The organism is Pseudooceanicola antarcticus (assembly GCF_900215355.1).
Taxonomy (GTDB): domain Bacteria; phylum Pseudomonadota; class Alphaproteobacteria; order Rhodobacterales; family Rhodobacteraceae; genus Pseudooceanicola; species Pseudooceanicola antarcticus.
Genome location: NZ_OBEA01000007.1, coordinates 233430 through 247924, shown reverse-complemented (window position 1 = coordinate 247924; position 14495 = coordinate 233430). Strand labels below are relative to the sequence as shown.

Below are 14495 nucleotides of genomic sequence, written 5' to 3'. Positions count from 1 at the left end.
ATATGCCGGTCCCATGCCGGGAGCCGTTGATTGCATCCTCTATAGAGATTGTCGGCAGCGGAGAAAAGCCGTGGAACGCATCGCATGTGCATAGCCTTGCCAAGGCAGGCAGGGCCGGCGGAGGCCGAGGAGGGGGCGAACGGCGCTGGCCTGGCGCCCGGACCGCCGGGCAATCGACGGTGGATGGAGGGGACCGCAACGACAAAAGCCGCCCCGAAGACGGGGCGGCTTCCGTGTCTACCCAAGGAGAGTGGTCCCTCGGGTCAGGACAATCTTACGATTTGCCCAGCATCACCGGAGCGTCGTCGCTGATTTCGTCAGCAGCTTCCGGATCGAACTCGGCCATGGCTTCCAGCTGGGCCTTGGTGTAGCCCGAGGCCTTCAGCGTGGTGTCGTCCTCGGCAACCTTGTCCAGATCGCTCAGCGGCAGGGCAACGTCATGTTCGCCCAGGCCCAGGAAGCCACCGATGCCGACCACGGCCATCTCGGTGCCGTTCACCAGCACGACATTGTCGACTTCGCCGATCACTTCGCCTTCGTCGGTGGCAACTTCAAAGCCAACCAGGGCGCCGGCGGTCATGGTCTGCGGCATGGCACCGTCGATGCCTTCTTCCAGTTCCTGCATGCCGTCTTCGGCAGCATTGGCAACGTCAGTGGCGGTGTCTTCGATGTATTCGCCGGTCGCTTCGACGCCATCGGCGATCTCTTCGCCCATGGTCTCGCCGTCGTTGTTCAGGTCGATGGCGGTGGAGTTTTCGGCTTCAACCTGTGCTTCGGCACCCGACTGGCCGATCTTAAGATCGCCTTCGGCCGAGGTGGAGCTGTTCATGTCGGCCAGAACCGGGGTGGCTGCAATGGCAAGAGCGGCGGCGCTGGTCATCAGGGTCTTGATCGAGGTCATGTCGGATCTCCTTTTCGACTTCCGTTTCCTGACCACACAACACCCGCACCCCCCATGGATGTTCCGAGAAATGTTTTTGGAACTTTTTGGCCTCTCGTGCATTACCAAGCCCCTTCGGGTGAGGGGGCTCCGGAACGTGAAACGGCCCCGAAGCTCTGTGCTCCGGGGCCGTTTCGATGGGTGGCTGGCGATGGCTTAGCCGCGGTTCATGCGGTTCTCGATCAGCTCATCCACCACCGAGGGGTCGGCAAGCGTAGAGGTGTCGCCCAGGGCGCCATAGTCGTTCTCGGCGATCTTGCGCAGGATGCGGCGCATGATCTTGCCCGAACGGGTCTTCGGTAGGCCCGGCGCCCATTGGATCAGGTCCGGCTTGGCAATCGGGCCGATCTCGGTGCGCACCCAGGTCTCCAGCTCCTTGCGCAGCTCGTCGGTGGGCTCGATGTCGTTCATCAGGGTGACATAGGCGTAGATGCCCTGGCCCTTCACGTCATGCGGGTAGCCCACCACGGCAGCCTCGGCGACCTTGGCATGGGCGACGAGAGCCGACTCGACCTCTGCCGTGCCCATCCGGTGGCCCGAGACGTTGATCACGTCATCGACCCGGCCGGTGATCCAGTAATAGCCATCCTCGTCGCGGCGGCAGCCGTCGCCGGCGAAGTAATAGCCCTTGTAGTCGCTGAAGTAGGTCTTCTCGAAGCGCTCGTGATCGCCCCAGACCGTACGCATCTGGCCAGGCCAGCTGTCGGCGATGGCCAGCACGCCCTCGCACTTGGTCTCGTCGATGACGGTGCCGGCGGTCGGGTCCAGCACCACCGGCTGCACGCCGAAGAAGGGCAGGGTGGCCGAGCCGGGTTTCGTCGGCGTCGCGCCGGGCAGGGGGGTGATCATGTGGCCGCCGGTCTCGGTCTGCCACCAGGTATCGACGATGGGCAGTTTGCCCTTGCCGATATTGTCGTTGTACCAGTTCCAGGCTTCCGGGTTGATCGGCTCGCCCACGGTGCCCAGCACCTTCAGGGTGCTGAGGTCATGGCCCTCCACGAAGCCCGTACCCTGGCCCATGAGGGCGCGGATGGCGGTCGGGGCGGTGTAGAACTGGTTCACCTTGTGCTTCTCGATCACCTGCCAGAAGCGGCTGGCATCGGGCCAGGTCGGCACGCCCTCGAACATCAGCGTGGTGGCGCCATTGGCCAGCGGGCCATAGACGATATAGGTGTGGCCGGTCACCCAGCCCACGTCCGCGCCGCACCAGAAGACATCACCGTCGTGGTAGTCGAAGGTGATCTGCTGGGTCATCGAGGCATAGAGCAGGTAGCCGCCCGAGCTGTGCACCACGCCCTTCGGCTTGCCGGTCGACCCCGAGGTGTAGAGGATGAAGAGCGGATCTTCCGCGCCCATCGGACGGATCGGGCAATCGGGCGCCACCTGCTCCATCATCGCCTTCACGTCGACATCGCGGTCCTCGATCCAGGTGGTCTGGTCGCCGGTGTGCTTCACGACGAGGCAGCGCACCTTGTCCGAGCAATGCAGCAGGGCGGCATCGGTGTTGGACTTCAGCGGCGTGCGACGGCCGCCACGGGGCGCGCTGTCGGCAGTGATCACCACCTTGGCCTGGCAATCGTTGATCCGGTTGGCCAGCGCATCGGGCGAGAAACCGGCGAAGACCACCGAGTGGATGGCGCCGATGCGGGCGCAGGCCAGCATGGCATAGGCGGCTTCGGGGATCATCGGAAGATAGATGATCACGCGGTCGCCACGCATCACGCCCTGGGCCAGAAGCACATTGGCGAAGCGGCTGACCTTCTCGTGCAGCTCGTTGTAGGTGATGTGCTGGGCCGGCGTCTGGGGATCATCGGGCTCGAAGATGATCGCGGTCTGCTCGCCCCGCGTGGCCAGGTGGCGGTCGATGCAGTTGTGGGCGACGTTCAGCACGCCGTCCTCGAACCACTTGATCTTGACCTGGCCGAGGGTGAAATCGGTGTCCTTCACCTTGGTGAAGGGCTCGATCCAATCCAGTCGCTGGCGGGCCTCTTCGCCCCAGAAGGTGTCGGGGGTCTCGACCGATGCCTTGTACATCGCCTCGTACCCGGCGGCATCCACATGGGCGCCTGCAACGATGGCATCGGATGGCGGATAGGTCGTGTCTTTCATCACGGGCTCCTCCTCGCGTGATCTTACGCGTTAGTCATAAGTCCGTCGGCCGGGGCCCTGCAAGCAGGTCGCCCGGCCGACTTTGCGGTTCCGCATCCCGGAGATCAGATCGCCAGGTACTCGGCGCGCAGCTCCTCGTTGCCCAGAACCTCGGCGGCGGAGCCGTCGAAGACGATGGAGCCGGTGTCCAGGATGACCGAGCGGTCGGCCAGTTCCAGCGCACGCACCGCGTTCTGTTCAACCAGGATCGTGGTGATCCCCTGCTCCTTGATGATCCGCAGGGTCTTCTCGATCTCGTCGACGATGACCGGGGCCAGGCCCTCGTAGGGTTCATCCAGCAGCAGCACCTTGATGTCGCGCGCCAGGGCGCGGGCAATCGACAGCATCTGCTGCTCGCCCCCCGAAAGGGTCACCCCCTCCTGCTTGCGGCGTTCGCCGAGGCGGGGGAAGAGGCCATAGAGACGGTCCAGCGACCAGCCGATCGGCGGAGCGATCTGCGCCAGCTGCAGGTTCTCTTCCACGGTCAGACCGGGGATGATGCAGCGGTCCTCGGGCACCAGCCCGATCCCGGCCTGCGCGGCCTGGTAGCTGGACATGGTGTGCAGCGGCTGGTGATCCAGCCAGATCTCGCCATGGGTCACCTGAGGCGAGTTCATCCGGGCGATGGAGCGCAGGGTCGAGGTCTTGCCGGCCCCGTTGCGGCCCAGCAGGGCCAGGATCTCGCCCTCGTGGACGTTGAACGAGATGTTCTGGACGATGTAGCTCTCGCCGTAATAGCTCTCCATGTTCCAGACCGACAGGAACGCGGGCGCGGTTTCGGCGTAGTTCTTGCCCTTCGAGAAATCGGGTTTGACGTTCATTGGTGTCTCTCCTCGCCCTTAGGCCGCAGCCGTTTCGCCAAGGTAGGCTTCGCGCACCTTGGGATGGCCCTTGATCTTCGAGGGCACGTCCTCGACCAGGGGGGTGCCCTGGGCCAGCACGGTGATCCGCTCGGCCAGCGAGAAGACCACGTGCATGTCGTGCTCGATGATGACGATGGTGATGTCGCGCTTCTGCTTGATCTCCTTCAGCAGGTCGATGGTGTTGTTGGTGTCCGCGCGGGCCATGCCCGCGGTCGGCTCATCCAGCAGCAGCAGACGCGGTTCCTGGGCCAGGCACATGGCGATTTCCAGCCGCCGCTTGTCGCCACGCGACATCGAGGCCGCGTGCATGTGCCGCTTCTCGGCCAGGTTCATGTCCTCCATCATCGCCTCGGCGCGGTCGCGGATCTCTGCCTCGCTTTCCACCGACTTGATGCCATTGAGCTTGAAGGCCCCGTCGCGCTTGGCGAAACAGGGGATCATCATGTTCTCCATCACCGTCAGATCCGCGAAGATCTCGGGCGTCTGGAACACGCGGCTGATGCCCATCTGGTTGATCTCGTAGGGGGTGCGGCCCAGCACCGACTGGCCGTCGAACATGACCGAGCCGGTGTCGGGGATCAGCTTGCCGACGAGGCAGTTGAGCAGCGTCGACTTGCCCGCCCCGTTCGGCCCGATGATCGCATGGACCGAGTTCTCGGCCACCGAGAGGTTCACATCGCCCAGGGCCTGGAGGCCGCCGAAACGCTTGCCGACATTCTTGACTTCGAGAATTCCCATCGTCGCCTCCTATTCGGCCGGGGTGGATTGGGTGGCGGTCTTCTCTTCGGCGTCCTTCTTGCGACCGAAGAGACGACCCAGCCGCTGACCGCCTTCGACGAGGCCGCCGGGAAGGAAGGTCACGACCAGCATGAACAGCAGGCCCAGGGTCAGGTGCCAGCCGGAGCCGACGAAGTGCTCGAACACCCAGACGATGGCGTTCTCGAGCCCGTCGGGCAGGGCGTGGAACCAGCTGTGCAGCACGGCCTCGTTGATCTTCGAGAAGATGTTCTCGAAGTACTTGATGAAGCCCGCGCCCAGGACCGGGCCGATCAGGGTGCCGGCACCGCCGAGGATGGTCATCAGGACGACCTCGCCGGAGGCGGTCCACTGCATGCGCTCGGCGCCTGCCAGCGGGTCCATGGAGGCCATGAGGCCACCGGCCAGGCCGGCATACATGCCCGAGATGACGAAGGCCGCCAGGGTGTAGGGCTTGGTGTTCAGGCCGGTGTAGTTCATCCGCTGCTGGTTCGATTTCACCGCCCGCAGCATCATGCCGAAGGGCGAGCGGAAGATGCGGATCGAGATGTAGAAGGCCACCAGAAGCAGCGCGCCGGCCATGTAGTAGCCATTGTTGAACTGGAAGCTCCAGCCGCCGAGGTTCAGCACCTCGGTCGAACGCATCTCGAGGCCGAAGAGGTTGGTGACGGGAATGCCACCGCTCTCGGTCGCGGTCTGGCCCAGGATGCGGGGGTCCTCCAGCGTCAGCTGCAGGCCGGTCTCGCCGTTGGTGATCGGCGTCAGCACCGAATAGGCCAGGCGGAAGGACATCTCGGCGAAGGCCAGGGTGAGGATCGAGAAGTAGATCCCCGTCCGGCGCAGCGAGATGAAGCCGATGAGCAGGGCGAAGAGGCCCGCGATGACCATCGACAGCAGGATCGCCGGGATGACGTTCATGCTGAGCAGCTTGAACATCCAGACGGCGGAGTAGGAGCCCACCCCCAGGAAGGCCGCGTGGCCGAAGGAGAGGTAGCCCGTCAGGCCGAAGAGCAGATTGAAGCCGACGGCGAAGATGCCGAAGATCACGAAGCGCTGCATCAGGTCCGGGTAGCCCGCGTTGAACTGCGCCATGGCGCTGTCGGCGGGGAAGGGGTTCAGGATGAAGGGCGCGAAGATCACCAGCACGGCGACCACGCCCAGGAGGGTTGCGTCTTTTTTGTTAAGACCCAGCATGGATTTAGTCCTCCATCACGCCCTTGCGGCCCAGGAGGCCACGCGGACGGGTCAGCAGAATGATGATGGCGGCGACGTAGATGATGATCTGGTCGATGCCGGGAAGGATGGATTTGATCTCGTTCATCGAGGCGAAGCTCTCGAGGATGCCCAGCAGGAAGCCCGCGGCGACGGCGCCGGGCAGCGAGCCCATGCCGCCCACCACGACCACCACGAACGAGAGCACGAGGAAGTCCATGCCCATGTGATAGTTTGGCGAGTTGATCGGCGCGTACATCACCCCCGCAAGGCCCGCGACCGCGGCGGCGAGGCCGAACATGATGGTGAAGCGCTTGTCGATGTTGATGCCCAGCAGTCCCACGGTCTCGCGGTCGGCCATGCCGGCGCGGACCACCATGCCGAAGGTGGTGAACTGCAGGAAGGCGAAGACACCGCCGATGACCACCGCCGCGAAGGCGAAGTAGATCATGCGCCAGTAGGGATAGATGATCGTGTTGGGATCAAAGCCCAGGATCGCGCCGAAGTCGAAGGAGCCACGGAAGGCGTCCGGTGCCGGCGTCTGGATCGGGTTGGCCCCGTAGTAATGCTTGATCAGCTCCTGCAGCACGATTGCCAGGCCGAAGGTCACCAGGATCTGGTCGGCATGGGGGCGGCGGTAGAAATGCTTGATCAGCCCGCGCTCCATGATGAAGCCGATGGCGATCATGATCGGGATCGAGAAGAGGATGGCCAGTGGTACGGACCAGTCGATCAGCGCCGCGCCGAACTCGGGTCCGAACCAGCTTTCGACGTAAGGGGTCTTGATCTTGGCCGGGTTGCCCAGGAAGTCGGTCCGGGTCGGGTCCACGGTCTCGAACGAGAGATTGAGCAGCTTGTTCAGCGAAACGGCGCAGAAGGCGCCGATCATGAACAGCGCGCCATGGGCGAAATTCACCACGCCGAGCGTGCCGAAGATCAGGGTCAGACCGAGGGCGATCAGTGCGTAGGCACTGCCCTTGTCCAGCCCGTTCAGGATTTGAAGGATGATAGCGTCCATGGCCCTACCTTGGATCTGTCAGGAGGCCCGCCTTGCTCTTGCGGCAGGTTGCGGGTTGAGGATGGGCCGCACCGTGATGGCGCGGCCCGAGGATCGGTCGAGGGGCGAGGGTGCCACGCGGCCCGGCGTCGCCTGGACGCCGGACCTCGGGGCAGGGTGTGTCCCGGCGCCCCTCAGCCTCTGGCTCAGGCGCCCGGGTTGCAGGAACCCAGTGCGCCGCCCGCGAACATCGGGTGATCGGGCGCATAGGTGACCTGCTCGACCGGGGTGACTTCCACCACCTCCAGAAGGTCGAACTCGGAGGTGGGGTTGTCCTTACCCTTCACCACGAGAACGTCCTTGAAGCACTGGTGGTCTTCGGCGCGGTAGAGCGTCTTGCCGTTGCCCATGCCGTCGAACTCGAAGCCTTCCAGGGCCTCGCCGACTGCGCAGGGGTTGAACGAACCGGCGCGGGCCACGGCATCTGCATAGAGCAGGGTCTGCACGTAGCAGGTGTGCGCGGCCTGGGACGGCGGGAAGCCGTACTTGGTGCCGAAGGACTTCACGAAGGCCTTGGAGCCCTCGTCCTGCAGCGACCAGTGCCAGTTGGTGGAGCCGAAGATGCCCTTCACGTTCTCACCGGCACCACGTGCCATCAGACGCGAGTAGAGCGGCACGACGATCTCGAAGTTCTTGCCGTTGACGATCTTGTCGCGCAGGCCGAACTGAACCGCGTTGGTCAGCGAGTTGACCATGTTGCCGCCGTAGTGGTTCAGCACCAGCACATCGGCGTCGGTCTGCAGGATCGGCGTGATGTAGGAGCTGAAGTCGGTCGCGGCCAGCGGCGTCTTGACCGTGTTGACGGTCTCCCAGCCGAGGGCCTCGGTGGCGGCGACAATCGACTCTTCCTGGGTCCAGCCCCAGGTGTAGTCGGCGGTCAGGTGATAGGCCTTGCGGTCGGTGCCGTACATCTTGGTCAGCACCGGCGCCAGCGCCGCACCGGACATGTAGGCGTTGAAGAAATGGCGGAAGCCATTGGCCTTCTTGTCCTTGCCGGTGGTGTCGTTGGAGTGGGTCAGGCCGGCCATGAAGATCACGCCCGCTTCCTGGCACAGACCCTGCACGGCCACGGCAACGCCCGAGGAGGAGCCGCCGGTGATCATCACCGCGCCGTCCTTCTCGATCATCGACTTGGCCGAGGCACGGGCCGCGTCCGACTTGGTCTGGGTGTCGCCGGTCACGTATTCGACCTTCTTGCCCAGGATGCCGTTCCCTTCCAGCACCTTGGAGCTGAAGGTGTTCAGCATGCCGCCGTCGCCTTCGCCGTTCAGGTGCTCGACCGCTAGCTGGTAGGCGCGCAGTTCGTCAGCACCTTCGTCCGCATAGGGGCCCGACTGGGGCACGTTGAAGCCCAGGGTGACGGTGCCGCCCATGGGTTCGTTGGTGAACGCGCTTGCGCCCGAGGTGAAGATGGTAGGCAGCGCAAGGCCGGCACCACCAACGGCACCGGTCTTCAGCAGCCCGCGACGGGTCAATTTATTGTTCATAGATTCCTCCCTTTATCAGGTGCAGTCCGGACCTCCTCCGCCCGGCCACTTCACCGTCCCGAGCGTATGGTCTCGGGCTATGGTGCAAGGGGATCATGACAGAACATATGAAAACCTCGCAACAAGTCACTTTGAATACTTGATTTTTTTGTAAAGAAATCGACAATGAGGGATAGAAATCTGTAAATAAATTCTTTTGCGCCGCAGAAGATCGTTGAAAGTGCAGGGAAATCCATGGTCCAGGGTCACAGGGGGGCGGTGCTGACCGGCACCCGAATCCGGGAAAGGCGAATGCTGCTAGGGTTGCGGCAGTCGGAACTGGCGAAACGGGCGGGGATCTCGGCCTCGTACCTCAACCTGATCGAGCATAATCGGCGCAGAATCGGCGGTAAGCTGCTGCTTTCGCTGGCCGAGACATTGGAGGTTGAACCCTCGGCGCTCTCCGAGGGGGCCGAGGCGGCGCTGCTGGCGCAGCTCAGGCAGGCCGCCGCCGACCGCCCCGAAGCGGGGGCCGACCTGGAGCGGATCGAGGAGTTCACCGGCCGTTTTCCGGGCTGGGCGCAGCTGGTGGCGCAGCAAAGCCGCAGGCTGGGCACGCTGGAGCGCACGGTAGAGGCGCTGACCGACCGCCTGGCCCATGATCCCCACCTGGCGGCCTCGCTGCACGAGGTGCTCTCGACCGTCACCGCGATCCACGCCACCTCGGAGATCCTCGTCGGCGATGAGCCGATCGAGCCCGAGTGGCGGGCCCGCTTCCACCGCAACATCCACGAGGACAGCGCCCGCCTGGCCGAGGGGGCCCGGCGGCTGGTCGAGGACCTGGGTGAAGAGGAGCGGGCCGAAGAGGTGACCTCTCCGCAGGAGGCGGTCGAGGGGTTTCTCAGCGCCAATGGCTTCCACTTTCCCGCGCTCGAGGGTGGCGCGGGGCCCGTGGCGGTGGAGGATCTGCTGGAGGCGGGGCGCGGGCAGCTTTCCTCGCGCGCGGCGCGGCTCATCGCCGGGCGGGTGCTGGAACGCTATGCCGCCGATGCCGCCGCCCTGCCGGTAGTGCGCGTGGCCGAGGCGCTGCCCGAGGGAGGCGCACTGGACCCGGCGGCGCTGGGGGCGCGGCTGGGGGCCGATCCGGGGCGGATGATGCGGCGTCTGGCGACGCTGCCCGCCGATCTGCTGGCCGCAAAGGGGCAGGCACCGCTTGGCCTGGTGGCCTGTGACGCCTCGGGCACGCTGACCTTCCGCAAGCCGCTGGATCATTTCCCGCTGCCGCGTTTCGGTGCGGCCTGTCCGCTCTGGCCGCTTTTCCAGGCACTGAGCCGCCCGATGATGCCACTGAGCCAGGTCATCCGCCTCGCCGGGCGCTCTGAGGGGGTCTTCCTGACCCATGCCATTGCCCAGCCCGCAGGGCCGCAGGTGGCCAACCGAGATCCGACCTTCGAGGCGCATATGTTGATCCAGCCCGGCCCGGTGGAGGCAAATGATGATCTGCCGCGCGTCGGCGTGACCTGCCGGATCTGCCCCAAGGCCGATTGTCGGGGGCGCAGGGAGCCCTCGATCATGGCCGAGGGTAGCGCTTGACAGGCTTCGGGTGAGACCGATGCTGGGGCCGATTTCCGGCCGCATGGCAAATTGCAAAGCGCAAACTGCAAATCGGCAAGTTGCAAACCTGGTGCCCCATGATTGATCTGCTGCTCTTCGTTCCCGCCTGCTTCGCGCTGAACCTTGCCTTCGGGCCCAACAACCTGATGGCGCTGGGCAATGGCGCGCAGCGCGGGCCGCTCTTTGCCCTTGGCGCGGGACTGGGCCGTATCCTGGCCTTCGTGCCGATGATCGTCCTGGCGGGCCTGGGCCTGGGGCTGTTGCTGCAGGCCTCGGCGCTGCTCTTCACGGTGGTGAAACTGGCGGGCGCGGCCTACCTGATCTACCTCGGGGTGAAGCTGCTGCGCTCAGGTAAGGGCGGCGAGGCGGGCCAGGCCCCGGCCTCTCTGACCCGAGCCTTCCGCCGCGAGGCGCTGGTCGCGCTGGGCAATCCAAAGGCCATCCTGATCTTCGCCGCCTTCTTTCCGCAATTCGTCGATCCGTCGCGCTACGGGGAAAGCTACCTGGCACTCGGGGCCACCTTCCTGGTGCTCGAGACCCTCGCAATTCTCGTTTATGCGCTGGCCGGCCACTTCGCGGCCCGTGCCGCAGGGCGCCACATGCCGGCGATCAACCGGGTCTCGGGTGGCGGCATGATCGTCTTTGGCCTGGCGCTTCTCTTCACCCGCCGCGCGGCGGGCTGAGGCCATGGGAGCCGCCACCGTCCCCCGTCCGCGCCTTCGGGGTGAACTCCGGGCGGGCAGGGGAGCGTTGGCGGGAAGGGGGCAGTTGGGTCGGCAAAGATCACCCTTCCCAGCCGGGCGCAAAGGCTGCTATCACCTTTCAGCATTGCTCTGCAGGGAGGGGAGGACCTTATGAGCAAATCCGTACTCGTGATCGAGGACGAACCGAATATCATCGAGGCGATATCCTTTATCCTGTCACGGGACGGCTGGCGCGTGGCCAGTCATTCCAACGGGGTGGATGCGGTCGAGGCGGTGGAACACCGCAAGCCCGACCTGGTGATCCTCGATGTCATGCTGCCGGGACGCTCGGGCTACGACATCCTGAGAGAGCTGCGTGCCAAGGAGAATACCGGCAAGCTGCCGGTGCTGATGCTGACAGCGCGCGGCCAGACCAAGGATCGTGCGCTGGCCGAAGAGATCGGCGCCAGCCGCTTCATGTCGAAGCCCTTTTCCAATGCCGAGGTGCTGGAGGCGGTCAATGCGCTGATCGCGCTGTGACCGCCGGCATGTGGGGGCAGCTGAGCAGACGCGCGCCGGACCGGGGCCGCTCGCCCGGCCGCAGGACAGGAGCCCCGCCCGGATGAGCCCGCCGTCCCGCCCCATCTTTCTCGAGCGCCAGGGCTATCGCCAGCGCCGGCTGATCGACGCCGCGCGGCTCTTGCCGGTGCTGGGGGTGATCCTGCTGGCGGTGCCGCTGCTCTGGCCGGAGGCCGACAGCAGCACCACGGGTCTGGGCGAGGGCAGTCCGGGCGAAGGTCTGCCCACCTCGCGCGCCATCATCTACATCTTTGCCACCTGGGCCGGGCTGGCGCTTGTCTCGGGCATCCTTGTGCGGGCGCTTTCGGCCGAGGCGGTCGAGCGCCTGGACGGGGGGCTGCTCCGGCAGGGACATGCCGCCGAGGTGCCGCCCCTGCCGCCCCTGCGCGCCGATGCGGAAAGCGATGCGATTCCGGATGAGGGGCCCGATGCTGCGCCGGGCGCCGGGGGCGAGACCGGCGGGGAGGCGCGCTGATGGCCTCTCTCAACCTGCTGATCGGGGTCTGCGTCGCCTATGGCGCCTTCCTGTTTCTCGTGGCCTTCGGCGCCGAACGCGCCGCGCTGAAGGGCAAGTCGGGCTGGCTGCGCTCTCCGGTGGTCTACACGCTGTCGCTGTCGATCTACTGCACCGCCTGGACCTTCTACGGTGCCGTCGGCTATGCCGCGCGCTCGGGGCTTGAGTACCTGACCATCTACATTGGCCCGACCCTGGTGATGATCGGCTGGTTCTGGGCGCTTCGGAAGATCGTCCGCATCGGGCGCAGCCAGCGCATCACCTCGGTCGCAGACCTGATCAGCTCGCGCTACGGCAAGTCGAACCTGCTGGCAGTGGCGGTGACGCTGATCGCCGTGGTCGGCACCACCCCCTATATTGCCCTGCAGCTGCAATCGGTGACCCAGAGCTTCGCCGTCTTCGCCGCCGCCGATCCCACGGCACGGACCGGCGAAGAGACCCAGACCACCGCGCTCTGGGTGGCCATGGGGCTTGCGGCCTTCACCGTGCTCTTCGGCACCCGCAACCTGGATGCGAACGAACGCCACCACGGCGTCGTCATGGCTATCGCCGTCGAGGCGGTGGTGAAGCTCTGCGCCCTGCTGGCGGTGGGCATCTACGTGGTCTGGGGCCTGGGCGGCGGCGTGGTCGAGACCCTGGCGCGGATCGACGCCTCGCCCCGGCTGGGGCAATGGCACGTGGCCAGCGGGCGCTGGTCGGGGCTGATCTTCCTCGCCGCCGCCGCCTTCATCTGCCTGCCGCGCATGTTCCAGGTGCTGGTGGTCGAGAACGAGGACGAGCGCCACCTGCGCACCGCCTCCTGGGCCTTCCCGACCTATGTCATGCTGATGAGCCTCTTCGTCATGCCGATTGCCGTGGCGGGGCTGACCATGCTGCCGCGCGGGGCCAACCCGGACATGTTCGTGCTGACCCTGCCACTCAGCCAGGGGCAGTCGGGGCTGGCGGTCTTCTCGTTCATCGGCGGCTTCAGCTCGGCCACCTCGATGGTGATCGTGGCGGCCATCGCGCTGTCGACCATGGTGTCGAACCATATCGTCATGCCGATCTGGCTGAAGCTGGAGCCGGGCCGCGGGGCCGTGGTCTCGGGCGATGTGCGCAACGTGGTGATCATGGCGCGGCGGATCTCCATCGTGGCGGTGCTCTTCCTGGGATACCTCTACTACCGGCTCTCGGGCGGTGGCGCGGCGCTGGCGGCCATCGGCCTCATCTCCTTCTCGGGCGTGGCGCAGTTCCTGCCGGCGATGATCGGCGGCATCTTCTGGAGGGGCGCGGCGCGCAGCGGGGCGCTGGCGGGGCTTGGCGCGGGCTTTGCCATCTGGCTCTGGTGCCTCTTCCTGCCCTCCTTCGGCGAGGGCGTGGTGATCCCGGCCAGCGTCATGCAACAGGGCCCGCTGGGGCTGAGCTGGCTGCGGCCCTATGCGCTCTTCGGGATCGAGGGCATGGACCCGCTGGTGCATGGGGTGCTCTGGTCGATTCTGATCAACGCCGCGCTCTTCACCGGCATTTCGCTGTTTTCCTTCCCCTCGCCGATGGAGCGTCTTCAGGGCGCGCAATTCGTCAATGTCTTTCAGCATTCCGCCAGCCCCCGCGGCTGGGAGGGCGGCACGGCACAGAGCGAGGACCTGATGGTCATGGCGCAGCGCCTGCTGGGGGCCGGGGAGGCGCAGCTGCTGTTCCAGCGCGAGGCGGCACGGCAGGGGGTGCAGGGCTACCTGCCGGAGCCCACGGGCGAGTTCCTGCAGGTGCTGGAGCGCGAGCTCTCGGGCTCGGTCGGTGCGGCCACGGCCCATGCCATGGTGGGTCAGATCGTCGGCCGCACGGCCGTCTCGGTCGAGGACCTGATGGCCGTGGCCGACGAGACCGCGCAGATCATGGAGTATTCCAGCCAGCTCGAGGCCAAGTCCGCCGAGCTGGCCCGCACCGCGCGGCAGCTGCGGCTGGCCAACGAGAAACTGACCCAGCTCTCGGTGCAGAAGGATGCCTTCCTCAGCCAGATCAGCCACGAGCTGCGCACGCCGATGACCTCGATCCGTTCCTTCTCGGAGATCCTGCGCGATTCCGGCGACCTGAGCGAGGGGCAGAAGGCGCGCTATGCCCAGGTGATCCACGACGAGGCGCTGCGGCTGACCCGCCTGCTGGACGACCTGCTGGACCTTTCGGTGCTGGAAAACGGCCAGGTGAACCTGAACGTGACCCGCGTCAGGCTGCGCGATGTGCTGGACCAGGCGGTTTCGGCCACCGGCGCGGATCGCGGGCTGATGGTTCTGCGCCGCACCCCGGCGCAGGAAGAGATCTGGCTGGAGACCGATGGCGACCGTCTGGCACAGGTCTTCATCAATCTCATAGCCAACGCAGAGAAGTATTGCGACGCGGCCCAGCCCGAGCTGCGCATTTCACTGCGCCAGTCCGAGGGCCAGATGATGGTGGATTTCATCGACAATGGTTCCGGCATCGAGACCGACCAGCAGGCGATGATCTTCGAGAAGTTCTCGCGCATCGGTGAGCAGAAGGCCGGCGGCGCCGGCCTGGGGCTGGCGATCTGCCGCGAGATCATGGCCCGGCTGGGCGGTGGCATCTCCTACCTGCCGGGACAGCGGGGCGCGGCCTTCCGCGTGGTCTTGCCGCAGGCGCGGGCGATTGCGGCTCGCTAGGGACGGCTAAAG

The 14495-nt window shown here is 65.8% G+C and carries 12 protein-coding genes; 5 read left to right on the top strand and 7 right to left on the bottom strand.

Annotated features, from left to right (window positions below):
- Nucleotides 1-274: 274 nt before the first annotated feature.
- From CRO50_RS17395 to CRO50_RS17365, 7 genes are all read right to left on the bottom strand, one after another.
- On the bottom strand, nt 275-901 hold the full coding sequence (locus CRO50_RS17395; RefSeq protein ID WP_157791692.1) for a PRC-barrel domain-containing protein: 627 nt from the start codon (nt 899-901) through the stop codon (nt 275-277).
- A gap of 195 nt (nt 902-1096) precedes the next feature.
- Nucleotides 1097-3049, bottom strand: a complete 1953-nt coding sequence (acs, locus tag CRO50_RS17390) for an acetate--CoA ligase (RefSeq protein WP_097147203.1) — start codon at nt 3047-3049, stop codon at nt 1097-1099.
- A gap of 104 nt (nt 3050-3153) precedes the next feature.
- Nucleotides 3154-3909, bottom strand: coding sequence for an ABC transporter ATP-binding protein (locus tag CRO50_RS17385; protein WP_097147202.1), 756 nt, complete (start codon nt 3907-3909; stop codon nt 3154-3156).
- Nucleotides 3910-3927: 18 nt separating this feature from the next.
- On the bottom strand, nt 3928-4689 hold the full coding sequence (locus CRO50_RS17380) for an ABC transporter ATP-binding protein (RefSeq protein WP_097147201.1): 762 nt from the start codon (nt 4687-4689) through the stop codon (nt 3928-3930).
- Nucleotides 4690-4698: 9 nt separating this feature from the next.
- Entirely contained in the window at nt 4699-5901 is a 1203-nt protein-coding gene (locus tag CRO50_RS17375) for a branched-chain amino acid ABC transporter permease (protein ID WP_097147200.1), read from the bottom strand.
- Nucleotides 5902-5905: 4 nt separating this feature from the next.
- On the bottom strand, nt 5906-6937 hold the full coding sequence (locus CRO50_RS17370; RefSeq protein WP_097147199.1) for a branched-chain amino acid ABC transporter permease: 1032 nt from the start codon (nt 6935-6937) through the stop codon (nt 5906-5908).
- 185 nt (nt 6938-7122) lie between these two features.
- Nucleotides 7123-8463, bottom strand: a complete 1341-nt coding sequence (locus CRO50_RS17365) for a substrate-binding protein (protein ID WP_097147198.1) — start codon at nt 8461-8463, stop codon at nt 7123-7125.
- 234 nt (nt 8464-8697) lie between these two features.
- On the opposite strand from CRO50_RS17365, the gene CRO50_RS17360 reads away from it, so the two are divergent.
- From CRO50_RS17360 to CRO50_RS17340, 5 genes are all read left to right on the top strand, one after another.
- On the top strand, nt 8698-10035 hold the full coding sequence (locus tag CRO50_RS17360) for a helix-turn-helix domain-containing protein (protein ID WP_097147197.1): 1338 nt from the start codon (nt 8698-8700) through the stop codon (nt 10033-10035).
- A gap of 98 nt (nt 10036-10133) precedes the next feature.
- Nucleotides 10134-10739 (top strand): LysE family translocator, encoded by a 606-nt coding sequence (locus tag CRO50_RS17355; RefSeq protein WP_097147196.1) that lies wholly within the window; start codon nt 10134-10136, stop codon nt 10737-10739.
- A 171-nt stretch (nt 10740-10910) separates the two neighbouring features.
- A complete protein-coding gene (locus tag CRO50_RS17350; RefSeq protein ID WP_097147195.1) occupies nt 10911-11279 on the top strand; it encodes a response regulator transcription factor in 369 nt (122 codons plus the stop codon).
- A gap of 82 nt (nt 11280-11361) precedes the next feature.
- Nucleotides 11362-11793 carry a hypothetical protein gene (locus CRO50_RS20510; protein ID WP_332835675.1) on the top strand — a complete coding sequence of 144 codons (432 nt, stop codon included), beginning with the start codon at nt 11362-11364 and terminating at the stop codon, nt 11791-11793.
- Nucleotides 11793-14483, top strand: a complete 2691-nt coding sequence (locus CRO50_RS17340; protein WP_097147194.1) for a sensor histidine kinase — start codon at nt 11793-11795, stop codon at nt 14481-14483. The genes CRO50_RS20510 and CRO50_RS17340 overlap by 1 nt, the downstream gene beginning before the upstream one ends.
- Nucleotides 14484-14495: the final 12 nt, after the last annotated feature.